Annotated in this window: 20 protein-coding genes; 3 read left to right on the top strand and 17 right to left on the bottom strand. The window is 53.5% G+C overall.

What is annotated here, in order from left to right:
- Window positions 1–88: 88 nt before the first annotated feature.
- The 17 genes from H0247_RS17460 to H0247_RS17380 form a co-directional block, all read right to left on the bottom strand.
- Window positions 89–1,444, bottom strand: a complete 1,356-nt coding sequence (locus H0247_RS17460) for a tetratricopeptide repeat protein (RefSeq protein ID WP_180743676.1) — start codon at window positions 1,442–1,444, stop codon at window positions 89–91.
- Window positions 1,445–1,472: 28 nt separating this feature from the next.
- Complete coding sequence (locus H0247_RS17455) at window positions 1,473–2,909, bottom strand: VasL domain-containing protein (RefSeq protein ID WP_180743675.1); 1,437 nt, start codon at window positions 2,907–2,909, stop codon at window positions 1,473–1,475.
- A 49-nt stretch (window positions 2,910–2,958) separates the two neighbouring features.
- Window positions 2,959–6,456 carry a type VI secretion system membrane subunit TssM gene (gene tssM, locus H0247_RS17450; RefSeq protein WP_180743674.1) on the bottom strand — a complete coding sequence of 1,166 codons (3,498 nt, stop codon included), beginning with the start codon at window positions 6,454–6,456 and terminating at the stop codon, window positions 2,959–2,961.
- 24 nt (window positions 6,457–6,480) lie between these two features.
- Window positions 6,481–7,905, bottom strand: coding sequence for a type VI secretion system protein TssA (gene tssA, locus H0247_RS17445; protein ID WP_180743673.1), 1,425 nt, complete (start codon window positions 7,903–7,905; stop codon window positions 6,481–6,483).
- 11 nt (window positions 7,906–7,916) lie between these two features.
- On the bottom strand, window positions 7,917–8,477 hold the full coding sequence (vasI, locus tag H0247_RS17440; RefSeq protein ID WP_180743672.1) for a type VI secretion system-associated protein VasI: 561 nt from the start codon (window positions 8,475–8,477) through the stop codon (window positions 7,917–7,919).
- Window positions 8,477–10,015 carry a sigma-54-dependent Fis family transcriptional regulator gene (locus H0247_RS17435; RefSeq protein ID WP_180743671.1) on the bottom strand — a complete coding sequence of 513 codons (1,539 nt, stop codon included), beginning with the start codon at window positions 10,013–10,015 and terminating at the stop codon, window positions 8,477–8,479. Before H0247_RS17435 ends, vasI begins: the two co-directional genes overlap by 1 nt.
- Window positions 10,016–10,017: 2 nt before the next feature.
- Window positions 10,018–12,615, bottom strand: a complete 2,598-nt coding sequence (gene tssH, locus H0247_RS17430) for a type VI secretion system ATPase TssH (RefSeq protein WP_180743670.1) — start codon at window positions 12,613–12,615, stop codon at window positions 10,018–10,020.
- Window positions 12,616–12,628: 13 nt separating this feature from the next.
- The gene (gene icmH, locus H0247_RS17425; protein WP_180743669.1) at window positions 12,629–13,405 is read right to left on the bottom strand and encodes a type IVB secretion system protein IcmH/DotU; all 777 of its coding nucleotides are present in this window, start codon (window positions 13,403–13,405) and stop codon (window positions 12,629–12,631) included.
- 15 nt (window positions 13,406–13,420) lie between these two features.
- Window positions 13,421–14,758, bottom strand: a complete 1,338-nt coding sequence (gene tssK, locus H0247_RS17420) for a type VI secretion system baseplate subunit TssK (RefSeq protein ID WP_180743668.1) — start codon at window positions 14,756–14,758, stop codon at window positions 13,421–13,423.
- Between the two features lie 2 nt (window positions 14,759–14,760).
- The gene (gene tssJ / locus H0247_RS17415; protein ID WP_180743667.1) at window positions 14,761–15,282 is read right to left on the bottom strand and encodes a type VI secretion system lipoprotein TssJ; all 522 of its coding nucleotides are present in this window, start codon (window positions 15,280–15,282) and stop codon (window positions 14,761–14,763) included.
- Window positions 15,282–16,502: a type VI secretion system-associated FHA domain protein TagH gene (gene tagH / locus H0247_RS17410; protein WP_180743666.1), complete on the bottom strand. Its 1,221-nt coding sequence runs from the start codon at window positions 16,500–16,502 to the stop codon at window positions 15,282–15,284. The genes tssJ and tagH overlap by 1 nt, the downstream gene beginning before the upstream one ends.
- A gap of 2 nt (window positions 16,503–16,504) precedes the next feature.
- The gene (gene tssG, locus H0247_RS17405) at window positions 16,505–17,503 is read right to left on the bottom strand and encodes a type VI secretion system baseplate subunit TssG (RefSeq protein WP_180743665.1); all 999 of its coding nucleotides are present in this window, start codon (window positions 17,501–17,503) and stop codon (window positions 16,505–16,507) included.
- Window positions 17,467–19,233 carry a type VI secretion system baseplate subunit TssF gene (gene tssF / locus H0247_RS17400; RefSeq protein WP_180743664.1) on the bottom strand — a complete coding sequence of 589 codons (1,767 nt, stop codon included), beginning with the start codon at window positions 19,231–19,233 and terminating at the stop codon, window positions 17,467–17,469. The genes tssG and tssF overlap by 37 nt, the downstream gene beginning before the upstream one ends.
- Before the next feature lie 2 nt (window positions 19,234–19,235).
- Window positions 19,236–19,667 carry a type VI secretion system baseplate subunit TssE gene (gene tssE / locus H0247_RS17395; protein WP_180743663.1) on the bottom strand — a complete coding sequence of 144 codons (432 nt, stop codon included), beginning with the start codon at window positions 19,665–19,667 and terminating at the stop codon, window positions 19,236–19,238.
- A 5-nt stretch (window positions 19,668–19,672) separates the two neighbouring features.
- Window positions 19,673–21,151, bottom strand: coding sequence for a type VI secretion system contractile sheath large subunit (gene tssC / locus H0247_RS17390; RefSeq protein WP_180743662.1), 1,479 nt, complete (start codon window positions 21,149–21,151; stop codon window positions 19,673–19,675).
- Window positions 21,152–21,172: 21 nt separating this feature from the next.
- Window positions 21,173–21,676: a type VI secretion system contractile sheath small subunit gene (gene tssB, locus H0247_RS17385; RefSeq protein WP_180743661.1), complete on the bottom strand. Its 504-nt coding sequence runs from the start codon at window positions 21,674–21,676 to the stop codon at window positions 21,173–21,175.
- Between the two features lie 1,457 nt (window positions 21,677–23,133).
- A complete protein-coding gene (locus H0247_RS17380; RefSeq protein ID WP_180743660.1) occupies window positions 23,134–23,994 on the bottom strand; it encodes a GyrI-like domain-containing protein in 861 nt (286 codons plus the stop codon).
- A gap of 534 nt (window positions 23,995–24,528) precedes the next feature.
- On the opposite strand from H0247_RS17380, the gene H0247_RS17375 reads away from it, so the two are divergent.
- The 3 genes from H0247_RS17375 (at window position 24,529) to H0247_RS17365 (ending at window position 26,591) form a co-directional block, all read left to right on the top strand.
- Entirely contained in the window at window positions 24,529–25,020 is a 492-nt protein-coding gene (locus tag H0247_RS17375) for a YhfG family protein (protein WP_161529686.1), read from the top strand.
- Window positions 25,013–25,597, top strand: a complete 585-nt coding sequence (locus H0247_RS17370; RefSeq protein ID WP_180743659.1) for a putative adenosine monophosphate-protein transferase Fic — start codon at window positions 25,013–25,015, stop codon at window positions 25,595–25,597. The genes H0247_RS17375 and H0247_RS17370 overlap by 8 nt, the downstream gene beginning before the upstream one ends.
- A gap of 544 nt (window positions 25,598–26,141) precedes the next feature.
- On the top strand, window positions 26,142–26,591 hold the full coding sequence (locus H0247_RS17365) for an Hcp family type VI secretion system effector (RefSeq protein WP_180743658.1): 450 nt from the start codon (window positions 26,142–26,144) through the stop codon (window positions 26,589–26,591).
- Window positions 26,592–26,603 lie beyond the last annotated feature (12 nt).

Below are 26,603 nucleotides of genomic sequence, written 5' to 3'. Positions count from 1 at the left end.
CCATGGCTACCGCACGCCTCTGCTTTAACGTTTTACTCTCAGCGCTTGCCTATCAGAAAGTGAGCACCGACTCACAACCGGACGCCAATTACTCGGTTTTCCCTGATGACCAGTGCATCGCCAGCCGCTGCCCGGCTTTAATTTCATCCGGCTGCATTGTCGCCTCCAGATCGTTGCGCGCATGAATGGCTTCGGGCATCCCCTCCGTCGCCGCCATGGCATACCAGGCGTAAGCATGAATACGGTTGCGGGATGCGCCTAACCCATCCTGGCGCATCATCCCCATACGGTACTGCGCCATGCGGTTACCGTCATTGGCAGCCAGACGGTACTGTTTCATCGCCTCAACATAATCCTCTTTGCCACCTTGTCCCAGCCGCAGCATCTCGCCATAGGCTAGTTGGGATTCGGTGTCTCCTGCCGATGCCGCTTTGGCATATTCTTCACGCGCACGCGCGAATTCGTTCGCTGTAAATAAGCGCTCACCCAATTCCCGCTGCGCCCGGATATAGCCCGCAGAGGATGCCTGAACCAGATACTGTTCACGTTTTTCATGGGTTGTCTGGCTCTGGCTGAGCAAATAATCTGCCTCGCCCGATCCGCCAGAGGCGGCACGCTCCAGCCAATAACGCGCTTTTTGCTCATCCCAAGGTAAGCGCTTACCTTCGCGGTATGCCTTGCCCAGCCAAAGCTGTGCTTGCGCATCGCCTGATGACGCGGATTTTTGATACCAGTTCAACGCATTCTCGCCGTCTTCGTGCCGCGCCATCCACAGCTGCGCCTGCGCCTGCCCCAGTGTCGCTGCGCGGAAATACCAGCGTTCGGCCAGATCGCGACGAATCACCACACCGTTACCCTGTTCATAGCGCTGCGCCAGCTGGTACTGCGCATCCCGATTGCCGAGTTCCGCTGCTTTTAGCAACCACGATACGGCTTCTTTTTCACCGCCCGTATGCGTCGCGTGCCACTGGGCGACAATCAACTGTGCAGGGGGATAACCGTTCGCCGCAGAAGATTCAAACGCACTCAGACAGGCCGCGACCAGTTTTCCCTGATGCTGAACCTGACAGTCCATGCCGAGGCGATGCCCTGCTTCACCATTTCCCAAACGCGAGGACGTTGTCCACCACTGGCGGGCTGACGGGCTGTTCTTTGGCGCCCCCAGCCCAGCCTGATACCAGTCGCCGACCTGAAGCGCGGCGGCTGCGCGCATTTCTTGACTGCCCGGCAGTTCAGACAGGCCAGATGCCTTCTGCATCCACTGCATCGCCTCGGTATACTGCGAGCGCGCGGCGAGCGTCTTTGCCAAATGATATTGCGCTTCCCCGTTTCCCCGGTTCGCTGACGCCACCAGTTCCGTTTCAGGCAGCGATGTAACTGGCGCCTGACATGACGCCAACCAGCAAGCCGAGAGGGCTATCAATAATTTTTTGTATTTCATCATGTGCTCAGCGTTTTTCCCTTCACGATAATCAGCTGGCGGAATTACCCTGCTGCAAACGGTACAGGCGAATATTGAAGGCGCGCAGTTCGTCTTCCATCGCACGTAACTCCGCTGGCGTCAGCGGCTGGCTCTTGATTTTACGCGCCTCAAGCTCCCGCAGCCGTATCCCGAAAGGAACATCCGACATCAGGTCTTTTTGCATGTCGTAGAGCTTTGATTTCAGGTAGGAGATCGTCACTGTCCGGCGCTGCCGTTCCAGTTCCAGCAGTTGTTGCAAGGTATCGTTGACTCTGGCACGCGCCTGTTCGTAACCCAGCGTTTTCGGCTCATCGCCCTGCTGGCGTTCGAGCGCAATCTGCCATTGGCGTTCCATCTCCTTCACCGCCAGCGAATCGGGGTAGAGTTGCTGCATCACGTTTTTCAAGCCGTTGCCGTATTGGTACAGGTAGAATGGCGAGGCGTTTTTCACCTGTTCCAGCTGTGCCTGATAGCGGTTGATCAGCTCGCCTTCCATCCCTTGCAGTTTCTGTTCGCCCAGAACGATACGCACCCGGCGAATATCATTATGATCGGGGGCGGCGGGCAACGCGTAAGCTGGCTGTTGCAGTAACGCCAGCGCATCGGCTTTCTGATCCTGCCAATACTGCCAGCCCATCATCGCCACCACGGGCAATGCACAGGTCAACAACCCAGAGACAAACCAAAACCAGGCTGGCTTCTGCTTTTTATGCGCCTCAATCTTCAATACCGTGGGTTTCATTTGCCCTTTCTCCCGTCCGATGAGAATACTGCCCGCGGGCAATGGAGCCTGACCCGAGCCTGATGAACCACTGCTTTGCACCGTCGCGCCGGGCTCCATGTCTGAATGAAAAAACACCATGGGTGGAATCTGCATATCCTGCTTTTTCAGTTCCTGATCGTCCGACACAATGACAATCTCGGTTTCATCAAACAGATGGGTGTAGCCTTCGACAAAGTGCAGTAGATTCTCGACGCGAGGGATGCGGCTCAAACCTGAGTTATGCAGCTTTTCACTCATCAGTTGTAGCGCGCGTTCACAACGATAAACCAGCCGCTTGTGTTCATGGCTGATGGCGTACTGCCGCACCACTTCGCTGATGCGGGCAATAAACCAGTCCAGCATCTCGATGCGCGCCCGTTCCTGATGCACCGGCGGCCAGAAGTTATCCCACTGCGTTACGATCAGGTTCGCCAGAAACTCACAGCTTTCCGTAAATCCCGTCAAGCCCGCCAGCCGCGAACGTGCCAGCGTAAAGTAGATCGCGGTCTGGAGATCCACGCCCTGCTTTTCAAAGATGGTGGTGGCCATATCGTGCACCAGCATCCAGTCCACATCAGGGCGAGACGCGTGGCTCAACTTGTTAATTTCCGCCCGAAGTGCGTCAAACTCCGGCAGCATCCGTGGATCGCGGCCGACTTTCAGGGCCTGTTGTGCATCTTGCATATCACATCATCCAGCAATAGGGAGCCCAGATAGGCTCCCGAGAGTTAAATTAATAAAGCGAGTCAGGCAGCGTGAACTGGCTGAACAGACCACCGGCAAACGGGTTATGGCTGGCATCGGTATACACGCGATACGTCATCGCGCCGTTTTCCAGCGAGAAGCGCACATCGAAGGTGTTCTCATTCACCTGAGTCAGTTGATCGCTATTGATTAAGCGGAACATCGCCCACGGCCCGCTAAAGCTCAGGCTACGCGGTGAACGCTCACGATCGTCCGGCACCAGCGTCAGCTTACTTTCAGCCCCGTCGCGCATACTGTTTGGCCACACCAGCGGCGTTTTCTGGCGACGACCATGGCTGTATTCCAGCAGTTGTCCGTCCAGATTGAGCACGCTGCGGCGCTTGTTCGCCGTCAGTTCCAGCGGCTCCAGAACGAAATGCACTTCCAGGCTGCCCTGCGCATTAAACAGGGTCTGGCGGATGCGAGTGGCGCGTTCAAGCTGTTTCACCAGTTCAGCCTGCAACGGCGACGCCATGCCTTCTTCCAACATGCCGCTTTCCATCATCGCCTTGAGGTTAGTTTGATAGAAGCTGTCCAACGTACCGCCTGCCATGAAGAACATTTCCATTTCCGACAGTGGCACATCCTTGTTCGACGACGGGTCGAAGGGGTAACGACCTGCCAGCTTCTCATTGAATGGCGTAACCACTTTATCCAACCACTCCTGATTCAACGACGACATCGCCAGCCCAGTCACCAGACTGGCGCTCTCTCCGGCTAATTGTCCCACCCAGCGGTCCAGCGGCGCAGGAAGGCTGCGGGCATATTGCTGTAAGGCAAACACCGGATCGGCAAATTTATTTCCCTGCCGCGCCTGTACGGCTTTCAATGCTGCCTGCCCCGGATCGGTGGCGTTAACGATCTGATCGAGATAGTGATAGAGATCGGTCAATTTCTGATTGACCTCCTGCACCAGCGGCCCCTGCTCACCGCGTCCGCTCAGCGCCGCGTTGATGGTCATAAACGGACGACCAATCCGCGTGTTGATGTTCTGCGCCGTGTCGTTATCGTCATCGGCCAGCTTACGAATGCGGGTGTTATCACTGACCGTCGTCAGCACGCGCTGGAAGGGCTGATCGTTGCCGGTAATATCCGTGAGAATGTCGAGCGCCTGTTCCGGCGTATCGAGCGTCTGCACATCAATATTCGCCAACACTTTCTGCCACTGGTTGATGTAATCCGTAATGTAGCGGTCATTCACCTGACGCAGAATTTCCCGTCGATCCGCCTCGCTGAACTGCGCACGTTCGCGCTGCCCCAGCACCCAGGCGTCCAGTGCCGTCAGCTCTAACAGCGCCTTGTCCTGTTTGAGGTAATAATCACTAAAACCGGGATACGTCAGCAACCGTGGCACACTTCCCGCCTTGTCATTACGCAGGGAAAACACCGGATCAAAGGTCGGCCCGACCTCATCACGGATCGCTAAATCCGGTGGCAGCACTTGAGTCGCCTTCATGACCAGACTCTGATAAACGCGCTGATACATCGGCAGCTTGCTCAGTTCCTGCTGAGCCAGCGTGATCGGCTGATTAAAGGGCGCAAAGGTGCTGATCGCTACCGCATCTTTCTCCTCACGCGCCTTGTGCCAGTCGGTGTGCTCAAGGGCGTAATCCAGATGCTGCATCAGCTGTTCCTGTACATTGCCCTGCCCAGGAAATGCCTTCTGCCAACGCTGCGCCATAAACTGTTCGACCAGCGTTTTATTGCGTCCTGACGCATCATCCAGCATCCGCATCACGCGCAGAATCGTCAGCTTTTGCTCGCTATTGGCAGGCGCCTGATTCAAATCTTCCAGCAGCCCTTGCATCACCGCCGGTAAAAAGCGCTGGTTCAGCATTTGCAGATAGGTGCCTTCAACATAAGGCCCAATTTTACCGCCCTGATACAGGCCAAGGTCGGCCAGTAGCGGCGTACGTTCGTGGTAATTACCAAAGGATAAGGTCGCATCGCGAATCAAATTCAGACGCGGCAACTGCTGATAGCCGTAGCCCGGCTGCCCTTCCAGCTCATTGGTGCCGATAAACGCCTGCGCTTTCGTCAGTACGTTACGCCCGGCCTCTTCATTGACCCGATAGAAATGGTGCCAGCCGCCAATCAGCGCCAGACTGGCAAGCAGCATGCAGCCCACACCGATACTCAGCCGACGTCGGCGATAGAGGCTATGCAGCCGGTTTTCCCCTGCCAGACTGGCCTCAGGGAAGATAACGTCAGGGAAGAGACGCTGCACAAAGAATGTATTGGATTCGCCGCGCAGCGCTGGGTTAATCGGCACGGGCAGTTGATAACGTCGGGAAGCCGACTGTGCAAAGGCATCGAACGGCACCCCTTGTTGATAGACAGAACTGACGTAGACACCACGAATCAGGAAGGCGCGATCTTCACCTGTCGCGAGCATTTCCGTCAGCACGTCCATCACGTAGTCTTTCATGCCGGCCAGTTGGCGCACAAACGAAAACAGCGAGTTGCGCACGCTTCTGTCGGATTGCGTCAGCAGCATGTCTGGCAGGTTATCATTCAGGTGTGTGATCCATTCATCCCAGAAGCGATCCAGTTCCTCCAGCCAGCCTTTACCGTTGCTGGCCTGCGGGGTAAACGTTACCCCTAATACTGCCTGACGCGCCTCTCGATTCAACTGGCGATAAACCCTATCGAAGCCGCTCAGCATATCCAGCCGAGTCAGCGCGACATACACGGGTAAGCGCGTATTGATGTTGACGGAAATGTCCTGTAACCGAGCACGCATCACCTGCGCATAGGTTTTGCGATCCGCGACGCCAGCCTGTGCCAGCCAGGAAATATCCAGCGTGAGCACCAGACCGTTGAGCGGCTGGCGGCGGCGGTTTTCACTCAGCCACTGTAGCAGGTGTTGCCACAGTCGAGCATGGCGCTGTCCGAGCGAATCGCCCTCCGGCACCGGCTGTGCCAGTAGCTTTCCGCTGGGGTCCCAAATCACCGCCGATTCCCCAACCCAACAGCTAACCTCTTGGTCTGACGCCACATCTCGCAGCTCTGCATCCAATTTCGGGTTCATTTTGTTTGCCGGATTGGCGCGATGGATCAGGCTACTTTTCCCGCTACCAGCCTGGCCAATCGTCAGATACCAGGGCATCGCATACAGCGCTCTTTTGCCCAGTTGGGTCTGAAATGCGTCCAGCCAGCGATCGAGAAATGTCTGCTGTTTATCGACATACACCTGCAACGGATCCTGCTTAGTCACCTCTTGCACTTGGCGCTCCGCACGCATCTGCTGCACGCGACGCCAGACGAGCCAAGCGCTATAACTGAACGCGAGCCATAGCCAGACCAGTGTGAACACTACGCGGCCCCAGATTCCCTGCAATGGGCGTGAGTCGCCCACCGTCAAACGCGGCCCCAGCCACCAGGCCAGAACCAACACCACGACCCACAGTAGCGCCCCCAAAAGCAGCCAAGAGGGTTTCAGTTTAGGCAACTGCTTGCGTAGAAAGGTTATGATTGTGTTAAACATAAGTGACCATTCACTCCGAATGTCTTATTTTTTGCGGGATGCCGCCAACCGCTCGACGCGGCTGACCAGTCCCGGTTCCCATTGCATCAGGCCCAATTGTTGGCTTTCCTGCCACATGTGCTGATAGTGCTGTGCTGCCAGTGACTTCATTCCTTCTTCGGCGAGTAAATCCGCCAATACCAACTCGGCATAAAAACGGTCACGTGGTTCTTTCAGGCGACGCATGCGTTCATCCAATAACTGCATCGCCGCCCCGATCCCTTTTTCATCCCGACAGGCCGCCGCCTCCGTCGCCAAATCGTCCTGCCGCGCTCCGCCCCCACCACGCACGGACTGGCTGGATTGCAACCACTGGCTGCACTTCCCCGTTAAAAAGGGCGCGCCATCGCTGAACGTCAGTTCACGCAGCTCCGGCACACGCTGAAGAAATGCCGAAAGCTCCTCGGCAATCGCCGTCGCGACAGCGGTATGACCCAATCGTGACGCCACCGAGGCGGACAACATGTGGCCATCAAACCAGTAAGGTGCGAGAACCAGACTTTGTTCTATGCGTTCCCACAGCGCCAAATCAGCCTGCGCCAGTGCACTTTGATATTCATCCACGCGATCTAACGAGACGGGTGCCAACTGGGTTTTATTTCCTTTAGATGACATCGGCGGCGTGGTAATACCGGACCAGATAGCGTGACGGCGCAGACGATAGCCAATCGATGAATCGGGATGGCGTTCAACCAGCAGCGCCGCGACGTTCAGTTGAGTTTGCCGCCAACCGCGCTCGTCGGATGAATTAATCTCCACCGAACTCGCTGGCGTCGAGGCCGCGCTGGCGCTGGTTTCACTCCCGCCCGCACCTCCACTGCTGCTGGCTGCCGGCGCCGGCTTCGCCGTCTGATTCGCCTGCTCCTGCGCCTGCTGTCGCTGTCTGGCACGCTTAACGCCCTGCACCAGTTCATCCATCAGCGCCGCTTTTTCACTGGCCAGTTCGCCCCAGCGGGTCGCCACCTGCTCCGTCAACTGCTGTAATTGCTCCAGCTCTGCGCTGGATGCACTTTCTGCAATACGGGGCAGCGCGCTCTCAAAACGCCGAACAATCTGGATCATCAACTTCTGTTTCTGAACCGGACTGGCAGGCCAAGCAATCGCCCAATAACTCTCCAGCCAGCTGTCCAGCAGCATCAGCGCAGTAGAAAATGGGGTTGCTTTAGCTGGGTGCTGCAAGCAGCGCAGTAGCTGCACCAGCACCCGCATGTCTTTGGTTTTACTTTCCAGCAGCGTCAGGCAGTAACCCGCCACCGCGTTGAGATCGACCTGGTTATGCGCCAGCGACCCCAGCTTGACCAGCTCCGTCTCAACCTTTTCCCACAGCGGGTCGTCAGCCAATACCGCCGCGCGCAACATTTCATCCGGCAATGCGGTTTGCAGGCGTTTACACCAGGGATGTGCATGCATGAACGCCTCCTTTACCAGTGACACTGCTGACGCAGCGGCGCTAATGCGTCGCTCAGCCCGGCGAGTTCGATACGCAGCGTGTGACCGTCTGCGCCGTTAAGCACCAGTTCGCGATGCCCAATCCAACGCTTTAACGCATCAATCGCGGGCAGGCCGCGTCCCGATTCCAGCAGCAGCCCGCGGTTACGGATAAACCAGCTGTCGGACACCGTTACGCCATCAAGCTGGGATGTGACGGACTCACCTGCCCAGGGTTCGCTGAGGGTTAAGCGCAAGTGCGTAATATTGCTGGCGCAGCTAATCACCAGTGTATTGCCATCAGCCAGCACGCGGGTGAGCGTCATATCGCCGCTGTCTGCTTCACGTCCCAGTTGAAACGTTCCGCTCGCCGCGGCGTTATCACGCTGTGGGGACAGCGTGCCGCTGCGTTCCGCTTCCCGCCCCAGCGCGTCATAACAGGCCAACCGGAGCTCAGCAGCCGTCTCATTGCGGCACTGCTCCCATAACGACTGCCAGGCGGGATCGGGCGTCGCAGCGGTTGCCAACAATAGGGGTGCCATCGTCAGAAACATCAATTTACCTCCAGCTTCTGGCATTTGTGGTCGAGGGTGCGTTTAGGAATATTGAGGCTATCGGCCACCAGCAGGCGGTTGCCCTGAAACTGGCGCAGGCGTGCCTCAATGACAGCCGCTTCATACCGCTGTGTGGCAATACGCAAATCGTGGATGTGCTGATAGCGATCCTGTTCCTCAGCCGTGCTGTTCGTCAGCCGTTCGCGCAGCTCCGGCGGTAGTGAGGCCAGAGACAGCGCCTCACCGTCCGGCGTATGCGCGCAGGCAACTTCCAGCAGGTTGCGCAGTTCCCGCACGTTACCGGGAAAGTCATACCCCACCAGTTGACGCAGGAAAACTCGGTTCAACGGCCCAACGTGCTTTTGCTGTTTACCTGAAAATTGGCCGATGAAGTGTTCGCACAGCAGGTGAATATCATCCGGCCGCTCGCGCAGCGGGGCGACCTGCAACAGACACTGACAAAGGCGATGATAGAGATCTTGCCGAAATACGCCGTCAGACACCTGCTGTTCCAGCGGCTGATGGGTCGCGGCAATCAGGCGGAAATCGGAATGCACTTCTTTCTCCGCGCCCAGAGGGCGGAAACTGTGCGTCTCCAACACCCGTAACAGCTTGGCCTGCATGGACTGCGGCATATCGCCGACTTCATCCAAAAACAGGGTTCCGCCGTTAGCCTGCTCGACCAGACCAATCTTGTTGTTTTGTGCGCCGGAAAACGCGCCTTTCTGGTAGCCAAATAGCTCGCTTTCAATCAAATTTTCCGGGATCGCCGCGCAGTTGATGGCAATAAAGGGCTTGTCGGCGCGTTCGGAACACTGATGTAGCAGACGCGCGACTACATCTTTCCCTGAACCGGTTTCGCCCTGAATCAGCACCGAAAGACGGTGTTTTGCCGCCTGATAAATCTGCTGATGCAGCTCTTTAATGACGATAGATCGGCCAATCAGCGTCGCTTCCACCCGCGTTTCCTGCTCGCGACGGCTCTGCCCTTCATCCTTAATCTGGCGGAGTGAATCTCTCAGCGCGACCTGCTCCCGCTGGGTATGCGCCAGCTCACGCAGCAACATAAGCTGACGGCAAAACACCTGCGCCAGCCGCTCGCACTCGCCGCGCTGATGCAGCGTTTGCAGGCGCGTCGGCGTATCCAGCAGCGCCAGCACTGCCAGCGGTTTACCGCTCTCCGACAACAGCGGCAGCGCATGTAGCCCGCTGTTCGTCCCGACAGAAACCAGCATCTGCCGGAATTCACGGTGCTCAATGCGGGCACCGCCATAGAGAGAATCCCAGGTGCGCGCCTGATTCTTATGCAGCGCATAAGCCAGCGGGTGGCTAAAGTCATCCACCCCCAGACTCAGCGCCACCGGCGTGTCATGCACTTGCCCCTGACAGGTTAACTGTCTGCCGCTGACATCCACCATCCCCAGCAGCATCCCTTGGGGCTGCCAGGCGGTCTGTATGGTCTCCAGCAGCCAATCGCACAGACCGGCCTCGTCATGCTGCCGAGTGAGTGCAAGCGCCAGTTCGAGGGCATGTTGCATACTCAGCCCTCTACCTCAGTCTGGAACTGGCCGGCTTCGACGCGGAAATGAATACGGCTGACAGGCTCACCTGCAGACAGACGTTGCAGCAACTGTAGCGAAACAGGTGGCAGCAAGGCGCCATCAATCACCGATTCGAGCATACGCGCGCCGTTTTCGCTGCGATTAGCCAACCGCAGAATCTCTTCCGGCACCTCGTCCTCAATAATGACTTCCGCGCCAAAGCGCTGTTGCAACAGAGACGTCAGACGCGACAATTTGCCCTGTACGATCGCCACCATGGTGTTATGCGCCAGCGGCAAGTAAGGGATGACTTCCATACGCGCTAGGAGTGCGGGTTTGAAGAAAGCTGCTAGCTCAGGGTAAAGCGCATCCAGCAACACATCCGACTGCTCGGCGTAGTTCACAATCGTCTGGAACCCGAGATTGGACGTCAGGAAGAACACCACATTACGGCAGTCGATCACTCGGCCTTCGCCATCAGCAAGCTCACCTTTATCAAACGCCTGATAGAACAGGTTCAGAACGTCTGGGTGCGCCTTTTCCACTTCGTCCAACAACACCACGGAATAGGGTTTCTGGCGGATGGCTTCGGTCAAGACGCCGCCTTCACCAAACCCGACATAGCCCGGCGGTGAACCGATCAGGCGTGAAACCGTATGTTTTTCCTGATATTCCGACATATTGATGGTGGTGAGATAGTTACGTCCGCCAAACATCAGGTCGGCAATCTGCACCACAGTTTCCGTTTTACCCACGCCGCTTGGCCCCACCAGCAGGAAAGCCCCCAGCGGACGCCCTGGACGACGCAGATCCGCCCGCGCGGTCAGCAGGTGTTTATGCAGGTGGGCAATCGCCAGTTTCTGTCCTTTAATCGATTCACCGAGGAATTCAGGCAGGCGCGTGACGACATCCATTTCACCCTGTGAGATGCGGTTGAGCGGCACGCCCGTCCACTCGGCAATAACGGCCGCAATCTGGGTTTTATCAACGTGAGGAGAAACCAGTACCGAGGACTGTTGCAACGCTTCCAGCGCCTGTTCGCAGGCCGCCAGCTCCGCCGCGGCTGACACCGCATCAAAGTCGATAGCCTGCTCGTCATCCAGCAGCGCCGTGCGCAGTTCAATCACGCGCTGAACCTGTGTTTTCTGCTGCTGCCAATCGGCTTCCAGCTGTTCCAGCTGTGCCGCGCCAGCTTCGCGAGCGTCACGCAGTTCAGCTAATCGTTCTTCGGTATTACCCAAACCGATACGCGCCTGACGCTCAAGCTGGGTAATTTCCATCTCCTGCTGGTGCAGGCGGGTTTGCAGCTGGCTGACCGCACGCGGGGGCGTCGTCAGGTTAATCGCGACGCGCGCGCTAGCGGTATCCAGTACGTCAATCGCTTTATCAGGCAGTTGACGGCCAGAAATGTAGCGCGCCGACAGTTGTGCCGCCGCCTGAAGCGCATCTTCATCAATCAGTACACCGTGTGCTTTTTCATAGATACCGCGCAGCCCACGCAGAATAACCGTAGCGTCTTCCGCATTCGGTTCACCGACTTTGACGAGCTGGAAACGGCGGGAAAGCGCGGCATCCTTCTCGACGTATTTTTTGTATTCGCTCCAGGTCGTGGCCGCGATGGTGCGCAGTTCCCCACGCGCCAGCGCAGGCTTGAGCAGGTTGGAAACATCCAGCCCACCGGCCTGATTACCGGCGCCGATGAGCGTATGCGCTTCATCGATGAACAGGATGATAGGACGCGGGGCATCTTTCACTTCCTGCATTACACCTTTGAAACGTTTCTCAAATTCGCCTTTCACCGAGGCGCCTGCCTGCATCGCTCCCAAATCAAGCGTGAGCAACTCAACATCGCGTAATCTTTCCGGTACGGCACCGGCCACGATGCGCAGCGCCAATCCTTCGATCAGCGCGCTTTTACCCACGCCCGCTTCCCCGACCACAATCGGGTTGTTTTTACGGCGGCGAGAGAGAATGTCGATCATCAGATCGATTTCATGGTCGCGGCATAGCACCGGATCCAGTTGCCCCTGCCGGGCGGATTCCGTCACGTTTTGGGTATAGCGGGACAGTTGTGTGCTCGCGGCGACAGCCTGTTCCGCCGTCGCGGACTGCACAGCCACTTCCGTTTCAACGGAGTCTTTCACCCACTCATCAAACTGCTGGCGTAACAGTTCACGGTTAATCTGCGCCAGCGGGCGAGCTATTGCGCCTGCCACATAGCGATTTGGCGTCAGCAGCAGAACCAGCAGCAAGATGCCGCTACGCAGGCGTGAATGTTGGAATTCAGCCGAGGCCAGCAGCCAGCTATCCTGTAACCACTCCACCAGCAGAGGGGAGAATGACGGGTAGCCCGCATCAAATTCTTTATCCACGGAGGAAGGCGCAAGCAACGAAGACAGCTCATCCGCATCCACGCCCGCACGCTTGAGGATCTGGCGCACATCGCACAGCGGCGTTTCCAGCATTTTCATCAACAGGTGCTCAATACGGATTTCCGCCCCCTGATGCTGAATACAGAGTGCCGCCGCTTCTTCCAGCATATGACGGCACACGGGGTTGAGTCGTTCAACCAGTGTCGGCAGTTCAATTCGAATCACGGTGTAGCTCCTGTTATTGTAATAATTCTCCCAGCTGACGCAGTACGTCCTGGGTTTGATGAGTTAGCTGGTAGCGGTACAGGCCGAAAGCGCCCACCAAGACCACGCACACGCCAATGAACAGCGTGCGCAATGACACCTGTCTACGCAGGTGGTAGCGCGAGGCCTGCTGGCCCAGATTCAGGTGGAAGACCGTCGGGGAATTCGCCGGCTCAGGGCGCAGGGTGTCGTGGAGCTTGTTCACGATGCGATTGAGCTCCTCACGTCCCTGCGTCATCACCCGATAGCGCCCTTCAAAACCCAGGCAGAGACAGAGGTAGATAAACTCCAGAATGTCGCGGTAGCGGGTGGGGTCGTCCAACAGCTTCTCCAACAGGACAAACACCTTTTCGCCCCCCCAGGTCTCATTGTGAAAACGGGTCAGCAGGGAATGCGCCGACCACATGCTCTGCCCACCCCACTCCCGCCCCATCACCGCTTCATCAATGAAGGTGCAGAGGATGTAGCGGAATGACAAAATCACGCCGTTTTCGTAGCCATGAGAATGTAACTCCTGCTCGATAGCCTGAATCTCGGATACCACGCGCTGATACAGATCTTCCACGCCGTCATAGGCAGAGAGCTGGCGCACCCGTTCCACCATGCCCAATAGCGGCGTAACCGCATCAATCATCGGATTAATGCTTTGCCCGCGCAGGCGGAACCAGTAGTCGGAGTCCATATCCATCTGTCGGGCGTGTTCAAAAAGTAGGTCGCCCATATGATCGTTCTTAATCACCTCAGTGCTCATCGCTTCCTCTCCTGACTACTGGCCACGGATGGCCCAAAGCTGCATATCCAGTTCTGGGAATTCGCCTGCAATGTGGAATGCCAACGTGTTGCCCGATACCAACGTCTGCCAAGCGGGGCTTTGTCTATCCAACTGGAAATAGCTGTAACCCGCGTGATACGGCAGCTGGCGCGGTGCCACCGGCAAGGGCAACAGCGGGATGCCCGGCAGTTGCAGGCTGATCAGTTCGCGGATCTTCTCGCTGGAAGCGATCTTCGTTTGTTGCAGCAGCTGTTTACGCAGGTGCTCCTGCGGCATACGTGCGCGCACCGCCAGCACAAACTCGGCGCTGGTCATCAATTCCGCATCGCCGACCATCGCCACCATCACGCCATATGGCTGTTTCTTCAGTTGGATAGAAACCGCACGCGGCGACAGCACGGTGCTCAATGCCTGACGCAGCGCCATCATCAGCGGCTCAAAGCTGGCCTGCTGATGTTCGTGACGATAGGCGGGGAATTCCGGTGGCAGGCGCGATTCATCGGTAAACGTCATTAGTTCACCGCACAGCTCAACCAGCGTTTCGTGCAGGCGTTCAGGGTGTAACGTGCCCAGGCGCGCCAGATGCGACAGTTTGGGCTGCGCGCGGTTAAGCAGTTGCAGCATCATAAATTCGGCTACGTCTGCGACACCTTGCTGTCCCGGTGCGGCAATACGCTGCGCCAGACTGCGCGCACGTTCCGCCACCAGCCCAGCGGATTCGCCCAAAAAGCGTTTTAAGGTGGGGATTGCCGTGACGCTGATGCTGCACGGCATGAAGTTAGGATCCAGAATCAACCCGCCGTCAGGGCGTTTATCGAGAATGTTGGCAATCGCCAGCGAGGCATAGGCGCTGCGATCGTCACGATCAAGCATCAGGCGCAGGCTGACCTTACCGACCTCCAGAGAAACGATATCGCCGCCGTCACTGTGCAGATCGCGCACATCATGCCGATGCGATTGCAGACGGCTGGCGATCCCCTGCCCCAGCTGACCGACCTCACTGACACCATTTACCGCCAGCGGCAGCGCCAGATACACTTTCTGGTTTGCCAGCGCGACGTCGGTAATCTCCAGCGGCAGCGGCAGCGCGTCATCCCCCGGAATATTGAACACGGTGCCGTCGGGCATTACGCCGCTGGCATTCACCAGCGCAATACGGCCAAAATTGAGGTATTCCTCATTAATCGCCAGCGACTGCAAACCATAGAAATAGTCACTGAGGGCGCTGAGCCGCGCATGCAGCGCGTAATCGGTGTGCCTTTGCTGTTGTTGAAAATGCTGCGGTTTAATGAACAGGCCTTCCCGCCAGATAATGCGATTGCGACTCGACATAGTTATTCTTCTTCTTGGTCTTTTTTGATTTCGACTTCATCCCGGCGCAGGTGCACGAGGATCTGATACGTTTGCCCAGTATTTTTTAGCTTGATGACTTTGCGCCATTCCGAGCTTTCCGAATCCGCATAGCGCGCGATCACACCGAGGTAATGCACCTTTTCATCCAGCGCCTCAGGCGGCAGGTATTTGAATTGCCCCGGCAGCAACGTGTAGTCCTGGTGATCGATATAATTTTTGGCTAATGCCTTTTCGATATCCGTCGTAACCTGATCGTAATCAGTGGCGAGCAGACGTGAATCTTCCGCCAGCAGCACTAGTTGGAATTCGATAGGTGCCGCTTCACCGCTGTCATTCGGGTTAACGTCCGGTTCCGCCAGCAGGCTAAAACCCACGGTAGAAGGCTGGTGGTTGTTGCTACCGACCTGGATATCCGGATTCGCCGCCACCTGCGCCATCTTGCCCAGCGTGGTACACCCCGACAGCAGCAACATCAGGGAACATAAGCACAGTGCTCGCCGCATTATTTTTGCTCCTGCTGCTGCCGCACGGCGCGGTCATATGCCTGCGCATACACCTGATGGAACAACTTCTGGAAGCCCTGCTGGCGCGGGGACGTTAATTCACGGTAGTAGTGCTGATACATCTGCCATGCCCAGCCGTCATCCGCCGCCAGTTGCTCGCCACTGCGGCGATAGTGCTCAAAGCGGTTGAGCAACGCGGCAGGCGAGAAAGCCTGAAGAATATTTTCCAGCGCGATGGCAATCGCTTGCTGATTCGCGATGTGATGCACCCGCACATTGTTCAGCACTTCTTCCACCGCGGCAGGCGCAGACAGATGCACCGGGCTTTTCCCTTCGGCAAACAGCACCGACAGCGTATCCGCATAACCCAGCCCCAGACGCAATGGGTTATCTTCAATCGGACGTAAATGCGTGTCCGCCATCGCCGCCTGTTCCGTCTGCAAGGCCAGCAGACCTTCCACCATCGCGCGCAGGCTTTTTCCCATCTCTTCCAGCATTTCACGCAACCGCGCCTCATCGCCCGGCTGAAGCGACATCCCCAGCCCGCGCATCAACGGTGCCAATGAGATACCCTCGTTGTAGCCCTCCAGCCCCTCTCCGGCATACGGTGTGTTGATGGTCGGTAATTCCACAAATTTCTGATCCATGGTGTCCTCAGCAGAAGAAAAAGAAGAAAGAGAGGTCGTGAGCGATTCTCTGACCGTCTCACTGCCTGATGGCAATAGCGGCTGGCTCTGTTCTTGCTGTAGCGCCAACAGCGGGTCGTTCAACGTGACGGAAGGATCGGCGAGATCCGTGGCGCGCCTGTTTTTATCTTCACTTAGCCAGCCGCCCAGTACATCGTCCGTGCGCTGCCCTAAGACCTGATCGATATCCTGTTCCGTGGTGGGATCGCCGATGTAAACACCCAGCCGGAAAGGCCCGATAACCAGTTCGTCGCCGTGCGACAAAATGACTTTGCGATCGCGCCCAATCGGCGACAGCGATCCGTTAATAAAAGACTGACCGCTCAGATCGCACAGGCTGAAATAACCATCGGTCATGTCGATGCGTGCGTGTTCCGGCACCACAGCGCCCAGCCGATCCCGCAGTTGCCACTGATCTTTTTCCGATGCCCCCAGCGTGCCGCCATGGTGATCAAACTGGTGCTGCACCTGGGAATTGATATCGAGCTGCTCACTGTTGAGCACAACCAACGTGAGTGGATGGGTTACGTTCACATTTACTCCTGCACACAAATCGTCACATAGGGATCCGCAGGCGGCTGCCCGAGAAAGCTGCTCCATCCCAACCGGCTGCTTTGCTCACTGCCCAGACTTAAGCCCTTGGCTTCGCCTTCCGCGAAGCCCAGACGCAGATCCCAGGCCAACTGATCGCGAAGAATGAAAGAGACAAAACGCACCAGCGGCTGAAAATGCTCGCCGTTGGGCAAGAAGCTGAGAAAGCGGCTAAAGCTGAGATTGCCGACCTTGAGCAAAAACTTGCCGGCACAGTCATTCACTTTGTCACCGATAACAAAATCACCGCCCAGCATCATGTTGGCTTTGCCCAGACGGTTCTGCTGCCCTTCATGAATCGGGACGCGGCGATGCTGCCAGGCCATCACGGCCACGTCGTCCAGATCAAAACAGTGAATAACCAACCCCGCGACCACCTCCGGCGAACGGCTGGGGCTGGCGAGCACCCCGGCGTAGGACAGCATTTTGGCGCGGTTAACGGGCAGGCTATCGCGTACGGCGTCATTCCCTAACCCCACAAGCGCAAACATCAGGCGGGAGAATCCATCTTCGCCTTCGTTCTGAAAGCGGACGTGATAGCGGTATTTGCGCCAGGCGCGGTGCAGCAGCGTCAGTAAACGGTGATGAAAGAAATCGAGAAACACGCCCAGCTTCTGCTCGCCCTGCGCGTATTCCCAGGCCAGCTCTTCAAGGTAATAGCCGGGCATCGGGGACTGGCTGCCGTGCAGGCCCAGAAACGCGACCTCCAGTTCCTGACGGCCCTCGTCATCGCATTCCACCTGTAAGATATCCCCGGGGTGAAACCCGATGGAGGCCGTAGAGCGAAAGCGCAGGCGCTCCTGCTCCGGGCGGAAATCCAGCTCTTGTTCCAGATCCACGCCTTCCAACTGGTTAAGCAATTCCACCAACTGGAAAAAATTAAAGCGCGAGACATCCTGACGGAACGTCACATCATTGAGTGTTGACCTATCTGTACCGGCCATCGGTAGCGCTCCTTGTTATCGATGTTGACCACTTCCAACAGGTGGAAAGCGTTGACGCTGGCGTATAGCGAGAAGAAGTGCGCCAGCACCGTACTGAACAGATAGAGCTCTCCTTCACTGGAGAACGCGGATTGCCGTACTGACAGAATGGATTTCAAGCCGCGTACCGGCATCCCTTGAACCAGACGATCGATCGGGGTGGTTTCGATAGATTCGATACCCGCCAGACGCTTACGCGAAGCCTGCTCGGCCTGCTTGTCGTGCAGCGACGGGAAATCGTAGGTACGCAGAATCTGCACCAGCGCATCACGCCGCAGCAGCGACACGTAGTTCAGGGACAGGTTGGAGATCAGCGTCCAGTGCAGGCTGCCATCCATCGCGGGTCGCAGCGGTCGCGTTGGCCGCATCAGATTGCGAAACGTCGCGAAAGACGGCGAATTCCCAGTTGGCACGCAGATCGCTCCGACAGGTAACTGTGCCGCACGCGAGCGATTGGTACAGGTCAGGGTAACCGAGATGGATTCATCCAAATCAATCACCTCCTGCTCATCACCACGGACAAAAGAAAGCATGTGATCAAAGCCGTTGCCGTTCACCGCTTCTTTTACCCGAATGCGGTAATAGAGCGCCAACCGCCCCTTGGCACGCTCGATTTGGTGCTGAAAGCTCTCAAAAGGCTGATACGTCCGTGGGATCCCTCGCGCACGGCCGGAATTCCCTTCAACCCAGCCTTCCACCTTATCGACAGAGAAGATTTCAAAGCTATCGGCGTTGCGGTAGCTGGCCTTCAGCGGGTAATCCGTCTGGCGACCGCTGAGGTTGATCGGTTCGCTATCATGCTGGAAGAGGTTAATCGCCGGTACGCAGTTGAGCATGAACGAATCAGGACGAATCTTCAGCTCCGCCGGCAGTGGGCGGTCAAAACAAAAATGCAGACGGAATTCCGTTACCGTCAGCGGCAGATCCGGCCATACCGCGCCCGCAAGTTGGAAAAAGAGGAAACTTTCAGGAAAACAGAAATATTCCTGCAAAATGCGATAGCCCGAGTAAACGTTACCGGGGTACGGCAATAGCGCGTCTTCACGTTCAAAGCCAACCGTCTTCAACACGCTGGCTTCCTGACGGAAGCGTTGGCCGTCAATTTCCAGCTCAATATGCGACAGCTGGCTGGCAATCCAGAAATAGAGTTCGTAAGCCGTATAGGTATCACCGCCCAGATAAAAGCGCAGCTTGTCGAGCTGCAAATCACTGAGCGAGAGCGGGCCATGCAGCCCAATATCCAGCGTAATGGTGGAAAGATCGTTGCCGCTCTGTACTTTGATCTCACGGATATCCGCTGGGTAGATCCAAGTATCGTGACAGGTCTGAAAATGACAGACCACATCATCCATCGGCAGGCTATCAAGCTCACAGCCGCGCCCAACAAACGCAGGCTGGGCAATCGCGCCGGGATGTACCGAAAACTGCATAATCGTCATGCTCGGTACGGGGCGCAGGTAATTAGGCCACAGCATGCCCAGCAGACCGTGTGTCAGCTCCGGAAATTCATCCTCGATCTTCGCCCGCAGGCTCCCTGTCAAAAAGGCGAACCCTTCCAGCAGACGCTCGACGTCTGGATCCGTGGTCTGTTCTGACAAAAATCGGGTAAGCTCAGGGTGCGCCTTGGCGAATTCACGCCCTTGCAGGCGCAAGTAGGTCAGCTCATCCCTGAAAAAATGTTCCAGTGACATAATCAGATCATTCTGTAATGGCGGTGGCTATCCATGTGGATATTGAAAGAGGTGACCTGCTCCAGATCGTCCAATCTGACATGCGCGGTAACCTGAAACGACATCTCCATCGGATTCGATAAATAGTCCGATGCGTCGACATCCACATGCACAATTCGCGGTTCAAAGCGACAGATACACTGCCGGATCGCCTCCCGGATTTTCCCGCGAATGTCCGCCCCCCCCTGCGTCGCGTCATTAAAATCAATCACGCCAAGCTCAGGTGCGCTGCGACAGTTTCCGGGCCGGGTGTTGAGCACATTGTCCAGTTGACGCTTAACGGACTCGATCAGTGCTTCAACTTCCGTTTCAGGGGAGGAGCGACGCTCCTCCCCACGGATACGATCAAACAGACTTGCCGCGTTTCCCCTTTCCCAGGCAGAAAGAGACGGCATAAGTCTTATTCCTTATCCAAACGGCCTACCAGCGACAGTTCAAAGTTTGCCCCCATGTACTTGAAGTGCGGGCGCACAGACAGGGAGACCTGATACCAACCTGGTTCTCCTTCCACATCCAGCACGTTGATTTGTGCGGCACGCAGAGGACGACGGCTACGAACATCTGCCGGCGGGTTTTCCTGATCGGCGATGTACTGTTTAATCCAGGTATTCAACTCACGCTCCAGATCCTGACGCTCTTTCCATGAGCCAATCTGTTCACGCTGTAGCACTTTGATGTAGTGCGCCAGACGGTTGATGATGAACATGTACGGCAGTTGCGTACCCAGCTTGTAGTTGGTTTCCGCTTCTTTACCTTCTTTGGTGTTTGGGAACACCTTCGGCTTCTGTACTGAGTTAGCCGAGAAGAACGCCGCGTTATCGCTATCTTTACGCATCGTCAGCGTGATAAAGCCTTCTTCGGCCATTTCATATTCGCGGCGATCGGTGATCAGCACTTCCGTCGGGATCTTGGCCTGAAGCTGACCCATCGCTTCATAAACGTGTACCGGCAGGTCAGTAATCGCGCCGCCGCTCTGCGGGCCAATGATGTTCGGACACCAGCGGTATTTCGCGAAACTGTCCGTCAGCGCCGTTCCCATCAGATAGGCGGTATTGCCCCACAGATAGTGTTCGTGATCGGTGCTGATATCTTCCTTGTAGTTGAAGCCCTTAATCGGGTTTTCTACTGGGTCATAAGGCAGGCGAGCCAGGAAGCGCGGTGCTGTCAGCCCCAGATAGCGACCGTCTTCAGATTCACGCAGCGAACGCCATTTCGTGTAGGCAGGGCCTTCGAAAACGGATTTCAGATCTTTGATGGAAGGTAAATCGGTGAAGCTGTCCACGCCAAAGAAGGTCGGCGCAACGGAAGAGATGAACGGCGCGTGCGCCATCGCGCCAACGGCGCTGACGTACTGCATCAGTTTGATGTCCGGTGAGCTTTGCGTCATCGCATAGTCACCGATGACGCCACCAATCGGCTGGCCGCCGAACTGGCCGTAACCGCTGGAATAGACGTGCTTATAGAAGCCAGACTGTGAGATTTCAGGGGCGAATTCGAAATCTTCCAACAGCTCTTCTTTCGTCGCATGTAACACCAACAGCTTGATGTTTTCGCGGAAATCAGTGCGATCGACCAGCAGTTTCAGTGAACGCCAGGAAGACTCCAGTTCCTGAAGTTCTTTCGCATGCAGAATCACGTCAATCTGCTTGCTGAGTTTTTTGTCCAGTTCGACGATCATGCTATCGACCAGCGCTTTATTCACGGGTTCTGCTGCATTACCGCTATCCAGAATGTTAGCGACCAGTGCGGCAATACCCTGTTTAGCCACGCTGTAGCCTTCATCAACTGGGGTGATACGCGCCTGAGCCATGATGTCATCAAGCAGCGATCCAGAGGCGCTGGCAGCCCCAGCCTGGGCCTGTTCTTCAATTATTGACATATCGTTTCCCTATTTCGTCAATTATTCGGCGGGTTTTACCAGATCGAGCTCTTTCAAAAGCTGCTCTCTGGCTTCTTCGCTGGACAACAGGTCCTGCAAACGATTACGGAATGAGGGAATATTGCCGAGAGGGCCTTTCAGCGCGACCAGTGCCTCACGTAACTCAAGCAACTTACGCAATTCAGGCACCTGCTGGGCGATACGGTCAGGGGAGAAATCATTCAGACCACCGATGCTCAATTTCACTGGCAGGTCATCTTGGCTTTCTTCTTCAAGGCGGTTTGGCACACTGAAATTCAATTCCAGCTCTGCTTCTTTCATCACCGAGGTAAAATTGTTCTTATCGATCGAGACGGTCTGACGCTCTTCGATCGGCGTTTCCTCTGTGCGCCCTTTCATATTTCCTACGATCATCAGCGTCAACGGCAATTCTATTTCCGCCTGCTGACCACCCGTGGCTGGAACATATTTGATATTAATACGTTCCTTTGGTGCGACAGATGCACCGTCAGTTCCTTTTGCCATGTGTCTATACCAACGTAAGGGCTCTCGGGCCCGGAGAAGTAAAGTCGATTCCTACCAAAAGCGCGCCGTAATCCATAAAAACGGCAGCAATTCGGCAAACAAATATCCCCGTCATACTTCAAGTTGCATGTACGTTGGCTGCGTTCAGTCACCCGAATCACTTACCTGAGTAAGCTCATCGGGATTCCTTCTCTTGCCGCCTGCCTGAAACTCGAATTATTTAGGGTATAGCGTATTTGTTTTTCGACCAGCGAGATAAAATAAATTAAAACCGAATTAAAAAGCCATAATAAAACCGTAATTTTACGATTTATATCGGCATGAAAGCGTCACACCAAGCAGGAATTAAATACATTTATATTTTGATTTTGGATCATACACACAACATAAATGCACGGTCAACGCTTATATAGCAGAGCGACTAAATAGAACAACTAAAAAACAAAACATATCAAAAACAACAAATTAAAACAAACTTAAGTAAAAATAGGAAGAAGAAAAAATAATATATCGCTGATTTTCAATCAACGGAAAAGGGATATATATCATGCCTTTTAATTTCGTTAAAAACGAAATACTTAATACACTAACAAAAATCACCAATAACAAAAACCTCATTAATTTTAATTTAGTGGAACTATTTACCCTCTATTTTTTACTTTTGACAGAACAAATCACCCAATTACCTTAATGAACTATTTCCCTGTTAAGAAATAAATATTAGATAGTTTAGCAATCATTGATTTTTTAATTAAAATTATTAGTTTTTTATACTATTAAAAATATCACAAATAGCACAATTAACCATTGGTGTATTTAATGCGTTATTTCATAACAAAAACTGCCAAAAATGGCAGTGAAATGATCTTTTTAGTGTCGTTTTCAGGTTAAAAAATAGCGGCTATCCGGCAGGATAATATTTCAGGTGATACTGCCCTCTCTGTGCGTGATAGAGAGGGAGATGAGGGGCTGGTATGGAGCGATCAAAACAGAACGACGTTAAGCGGTGCGGCTAAGCGAAAGCTCACCCAGATTTCTCAGTGATTGCTCGATCTCCGCTACCCATTATAGGGACAAGGGTAAACCCGGCTTTCGGTGTTGATACGGTTCGGAGATACGCGGCGGGTTAGCCCATGCAATGACTTAACATAAGCGATCCAGCATGTTTGTACTGTTCTACCCATCCAGGATTTAACATCATCGACAATTTGTCGGTAAGTCGCCATAAACGTCCACGCCCCTCTGGTTGATAATTTTTCCACCTGATACCGCATATACCGAAAGTGGCAGCGTGTTAAAGCTTCATCTGGCTCCGCCAGCCGCTAGAGCGCACCACGAATTCTGCACCATGATTTTCTACGGCGTTTAATAAAAAACGCGCAGAGAGCTTCCCTGCGCGTATCACATCTGATGCGGCTCTGAACATGACAGGCTGAATCAGTTTATTTCAACGGCAATTAGATATCCGTGAGCAATTCATGTTCCGCTACCTCATGCACAAAGTTGTGGTAATGGAAGAAAAGCGGGAAATCGCGCAGTTCCTCTCCGCTCTCAGGCAACCAGTCGCGATAAAGAGCCTTAGCCAACTCGGTTAACGCATCATGCGATCCTTGATGGCGCAACACCGCACATCGACCAGAAGGGATGACACTATTTACCACCCCGAAGCGACTGTCTTCCGCAATCGCTGACGTTACTGTTCCGCAAATATGGAACTCAAATTCGTCCTGCGGTGTTAAGGTAGGATCATGTGGTGCAATACCGTATGTCTGGCTGCTGGTAACAGGCGAATACCCCGTGTTTTTTCGCCATTCAATAAAGCGAGCAGCAGTTTCGTTTATTAGTTCCGGTTGTCCATAATGAGTCAACATTGCGACTGGTGTCGCGGGAAAATTGATGATTTTGACCTGGCCTTGCATTGTTTGTCTCCTGAGTTTATAAGGTTCGGATATGCGTTTATGCCAATCTACCCAAGGGGGCTGCTGGCGAAATTGCGTCGGTGATAGACCGAACATTTGCCTGAAAGCACGACTAAATGATTCAGCATGCTGAAAACCGGCGTCGAACGCGATATCAGTGATTTTCTCTAACGGATTAAAAGCCAGCCGATAAGATGCGCGTTTTAAACGCATCATCTGGATGTAACGACCAGGTGGCATCCCACAATAACTACAAAATTGACGATGGAAATGAAATGGCGAGAAGTGAGCGACTTCACTGAGTTTTTCCAGTGATAATGTGTCATCGAGATGACAGTCAATATAATCAAAGACCTGTTTAAAACGTCTGGCGTAACTATCAGTTTTATTATCACACATGGCTTCCTCCGTGCTGCTTAATATGCTCGAAGGCGATTCAGTTTGCCTGACTGATCTTGCCCAAAGGACGTTCAGAGGAAATATTTACGAAAAAAACGCGTCAGAATCGTTCTGAGCGAGGTAGTAGGGCCCCTATGTAAGATAGGCTACGCGATTTCACTCTGAATGAATTTAATGTTAATTAAATCAATAAGATACTTAACAACAGGAGTCTAGCCAGACTATTCATATTATTGTTTTTATTGATTATTTTTTGTTATTAAAATTTCATTTATACACATCGGCGCTTGAGTCCCAAAAAGCAAATGCAAAACTTCGCTGTGTAATATGCACAATACCGACCAATAAAACGACTTTTCACAAAACTGTTCACCCTTTTAAGCTTTCATTTTTTATCTTTATTTTTAGCTGGTTAAGTGGTAACAGTGAGTGAACAGGCGACGAGTTACTCATCACCCATTCAGGTAAGATACTGCCAGGCTGCAATTGTGGTACTCTTTATCGCATATATATGCGGATTAAAGGTGAAAGCACATGCGCTATGAAATGGCGGTACTCGCCGCTCTGGTACAAGAGGATTCTCCTAATACGCAATCTATCGTCACCGCTACAGGTATCTCTGAAAGAAAAGTACAGGACGTGTTAAACACGCTCCAGTCAACGATGGATATCAGCATTACACGAGTAAAAAATGGCAAGCGGCAAGCCTTGTCTATCGCCTCATGGGGCGTGTTTGGCGACGGGGAACGGCTAATCGAGAAACTGAAAAATACCGATCTGTTGATATTCAAACAACATCGTAAAATCACCACAAAAGCATTGCCAAACAAAACGCGATCCTCGCGCATGGTGACGTTGGAAGAAAAGCGTGATTACTACAACCAGGTGAAACTCAAAAACTATCGGGACAGTATGCGTCTTGAAGGGTTTAGCGTTGAGGATACTCCGCTTCCCGCTGACAAGCAGGAAAGGGATGCGCTGAGAAAAAATCTGATTGCTATGTATAAAGCGGGTGGTTATGTCTGATAAATACGGCTCAGGGCAAGATCCTTATACCTACCCCGATAGCGATGTTCTGATAAATAAGCTCGGCATCAACGATGACAGTCAATTCGATGATGCCGAACGTCAGCTATCCGAATTGGCCGTTCTCGATATTGAATTTGAAGAGCCTCCCTACGATCTACATTATTGGTGTGATTTGCACGGGAAAATATTCGGGGATTTATTCGATTGGGCAGGAGAAATACGGCGTATCGATATTTCTAAGGGGCAAACACGTTTTTGCACCGTATCCCGGATTGAAATTGAAGCCAATAAAATCTTTATGCAGCTCTCCAATGATGATTTTTTACAAGGCCTTGAGCGTCCGGCCCTAATCACTCAGTTAGCTGAATATTATTCAGATTTAAATGTGGTTCATCCGTTTCGGGAAGGTAATGGACGTTCTCAGCGTTTATTGTTCGAGCATATAATTATCAATTGTGGCTATGGTGTCTCTTTTGAAAAGATCGGCGTTCAGGAATGGTTAGCTGCTAATGTGGCTGGATACCACGGCAATACTCGGCCATTAGCCGATATTTTTGAGAAAAGTATTCTCTGAGCACCCAATAAAAAGATTTTTCACAACACTGTTCCCCTCTCCACCACGGATTTTTATTTTTACTAATCAATAAATTAATGAGTGATGAGTCGGCGAAGCATTTGAGTGAGCACACTACTAGAAGAATTTGATGCGATTTTAGAACGCAATGGCACAAATGTGGCACAAGTGGAGAACGTGATTTACATGAATGCTAGATAAACTATTGATTTTATGGTGCGATAATAGGAGCAATACCTATTGCATATTTTATTGACTCTGAAGGGTAAATAACTGTTCTATTTTAGCTAGTACCCCCAATGGATTTTGTGTGCAATTTAAGGCTTACGTTTATAGGCGGTGAAGGGATACTGTTCTCTTCTTCCAGAATTAAATTCCATTTAAATAATTATCACAATAATTACAACTCAAACAACCATTTAAAATCATACACATCGCACGATAACCACTATTGACTCATCGACTAAAAAATGCAGAAATTACCCATCCCATAAGGAAAAAGGATTTATGGGGTAGGATTATGGATAATATTAAGGAATAAATAATGGCAAATTTGATCTATCTGAAACTCACTGGCATCAAACAAGGTCTGATCTCTGCGGGTTGTTCAAGTGCAGATTCCATAGGCAATAAATATCAGGTTTCCCATGAAGACGAGATTTTTGTTTATGAGTTAATGAACCAGATAACAAGACAAGATAACGTTTCACTGTATCCAGTTGAAATAAGAAAACCAATAGATAAAGCGACTCCACTTATTGCACAGGCACTAAGCAATAACGAGAAATTAACTTGCGAATTCCTTTTTTATAGAACATCACAATCCGGTGGCAACGAACTGTATTTTAAAATGGTTCTGAGAGATGCAATTATCACGGGTATACAATTCCATTATCCGAATTCATTAACACATAATGAGGTTCAACCTCACGAAAGTGTCTCTTTTAAATTCGCATCTATAGAATGGGAACATGTGGTAGCAAGAACTAAATAACTTCGCCAAATA

Origin of the sequence: Pectobacterium sp. CFBP8739, from assembly GCF_013449375.1 — a bacterium.
GTDB lineage: Bacteria > Pseudomonadota > Gammaproteobacteria > Enterobacterales > Enterobacteriaceae > Pectobacterium.
The sequence above is the reverse complement of the archived record's forward strand: the minus strand, read 5'-3'. Positions and strand labels throughout refer to the sequence as shown.

Excerpts from the sequence above, each read along its gene's own strand:
- H0247_RS17460 (WP_180743676.1), bottom strand. The coding sequence starts at position 1,444 with ATGATGAAATACAAAAAATTATTGATAGCCCTCTCGGCTTGCTGGTTG.
- H0247_RS17455 (WP_180743675.1), bottom strand. The coding sequence starts at position 2,909 with ATGCAAGATGCACAACAGGCCCTGAAAGTCGGCCGCGATCCACGGATG.
- tssM (WP_180743674.1), bottom strand. The coding sequence starts at position 6,456 with ATGTTTAACACAATCATAACCTTTCTACGCAAGCAGTTGCCTAAACTG.
- tssA (WP_180743673.1), bottom strand. The coding sequence starts at position 7,905 with ATGCATGCACATCCCTGGTGTAAACGCCTGCAAACCGCATTGCCGGAT.
- vasI (WP_180743672.1), bottom strand. The coding sequence starts at position 8,477 with ATGTTTCTGACGATGGCACCCCTATTGTTGGCAACCGCTGCGACGCCC.
- H0247_RS17435 (WP_180743671.1), bottom strand. The coding sequence starts at position 10,015 with ATGCAACATGCCCTCGAACTGGCGCTTGCACTCACTCGGCAGCATGAC.
- icmH (WP_180743669.1), bottom strand. The coding sequence starts at position 13,405 with ATGAGCACTGAGGTGATTAAGAACGATCATATGGGCGACCTACTTTTT.
- tssK (WP_180743668.1), bottom strand. The coding sequence starts at position 14,758 with ATGTCGAGTCGCAATCGCATTATCTGGCGGGAAGGCCTGTTCATTAAA.
- tssJ (WP_180743667.1), bottom strand. The coding sequence starts at position 15,282 with ATGCGGCGAGCACTGTGCTTATGTTCCCTGATGTTGCTGCTGTCGGGG.
- tssG (WP_180743665.1), bottom strand. The coding sequence starts at position 17,503 with ATGGCCGGTACAGATAGGTCAACACTCAATGATGTGACGTTCCGTCAG.
- tssF (WP_180743664.1), bottom strand. The coding sequence starts at position 19,233 with ATGTCACTGGAACATTTTTTCAGGGATGAGCTGACCTACTTGCGCCTG.
- tssE (WP_180743663.1), bottom strand. The coding sequence starts at position 19,667 with ATGCCGTCTCTTTCTGCCTGGGAAAGGGGAAACGCGGCAAGTCTGTTT.
- tssC (WP_180743662.1), bottom strand. The coding sequence starts at position 21,151 with ATGTCAATAATTGAAGAACAGGCCCAGGCTGGGGCTGCCAGCGCCTCT.
- tssB (WP_180743661.1), bottom strand. The coding sequence starts at position 21,676 with ATGGCAAAAGGAACTGACGGTGCATCTGTCGCACCAAAGGAACGTATT.
- H0247_RS17380 (WP_180743660.1), bottom strand. The coding sequence starts at position 23,994 with ATGTGTGATAATAAAACTGATAGTTACGCCAGACGTTTTAAACAGGTC.
- H0247_RS17375 (WP_161529686.1), top strand. The coding sequence starts at position 24,529 with ATGCGCTATGAAATGGCGGTACTCGCCGCTCTGGTACAAGAGGATTCT.
- H0247_RS17370 (WP_180743659.1), top strand. The coding sequence starts at position 25,013 with ATGTCTGATAAATACGGCTCAGGGCAAGATCCTTATACCTACCCCGAT.
- H0247_RS17365 (WP_180743658.1), top strand. The coding sequence starts at position 26,142 with ATGGCAAATTTGATCTATCTGAAACTCACTGGCATCAAACAAGGTCTG.